The following is a 1,048-nucleotide window of genomic DNA, read 5'->3' as shown; positions in this document are numbered from 1 at the left end:
CGCGGCCTGGCCGAGTTCGGACTCGCCCGAGCTTGGACCGCCGCGAAGACCCTGCTCCCTCAGCAAGACTCTGGCACGGAGAACGCAACATGAACGTCGACATCACACCTGTCCCGCCTACTGGGGTGTCGTGTTACTACGCCAAGCCGGTCTGCGAGATCCGCACCGCGGAGCAGCCCGGCGATCTCACCGAGCTTCGTCCAGTGCCTTGAGCGGTGCTGGCCACCGGGATCATCTCGGTGGTCCACGGATAGCCGATGTGCCCGGCCACGATCGGTCCGGCCGTCGGTTGCCGCCGTCGTCCACAGTTCCACGGTGGCCGGCTCGGTAACACAGTCGCAGGCTGCGGCGAGCACGCAGCCACCGGCGATGGCGTGCCCGTTGACCGCGGCGACCACCGGCTTGCCCAGGTCGAAGACGGATCGGAAGGCACCGCTGAGCGCGGGCAGGAACTCCGCCACGTACGCGGCGCCGCCGTCCACGACGCGCTTGAGGTCGACGCCCGCCGAAAACACCCGTCCGGCTCCGGTCACCACCACGGCCCGCACGGGTCCCCGCTCGTCGTCCAGATCGCGCATTGTCTGCTCGATCGTCCGGCACAGCTCCAGATCCAGGGCGTTGACCTTGCCATGGGCCAGTCGTACGACCCCGATGCCGTCCATCACGTCGACCGCGATCACCGCATTCCCTCCCACACCTCGGCCCCATCCAACTACGGACGACTGCGCCGGCCTCATCTGTGCCGGCCTTTGCGCCGCACCGGCCTCCCGCACCAGCAAGATCAGAACACCGTCACCATCATCCCCGAGCTACCTTCGCGCTGAGGTCACGTTCGGTAGAAGGCCGCCTGTCCGGCTGGTCGGCGTGGCTCGATCAGTGGTTGTGACGAGGCGGTAGCCCAAGTCGTAGGCCTTCTGGTAGAAGTCCTCGCGGGTGAAACCGAGCGCGATCTGGGTGAACTCGCCGGTCACCCTCGCCGGCCGGGTCCTGCTCGGCGACATGCCGGAGCAGGCGGAACCACAGGGCGTCGAAGGGATTCGTCACCAAT

1 protein-coding gene is annotated in these 1,048 nt (G+C 67.6%); it reads right to left on the bottom strand.

Annotated features, from left to right (window positions below; translation table 11 throughout):
- Window positions 1-59 precede the first annotated feature (59 nt).
- Entirely contained in the window at window positions 60-680 is a 621-nt protein-coding gene (locus ACTMTI_RS56895) for an enoyl-CoA hydratase/isomerase family protein (RefSeq protein WP_441129413.1), read from the bottom strand.
- Between the last annotated feature and the right edge of the window lie 368 nt (window positions 681-1,048).

Origin of the sequence: Nonomuraea sp. H19 (assembly GCF_052068215.1) — a bacterium.
Taxonomy (GTDB): domain Bacteria; phylum Actinomycetota; class Actinomycetes; order Streptosporangiales; family Streptosporangiaceae; genus Nonomuraea.
The sequence above is the reverse complement of the archived record's forward strand: the minus strand, read 5'-3'. Positions and strand labels throughout refer to the sequence as shown.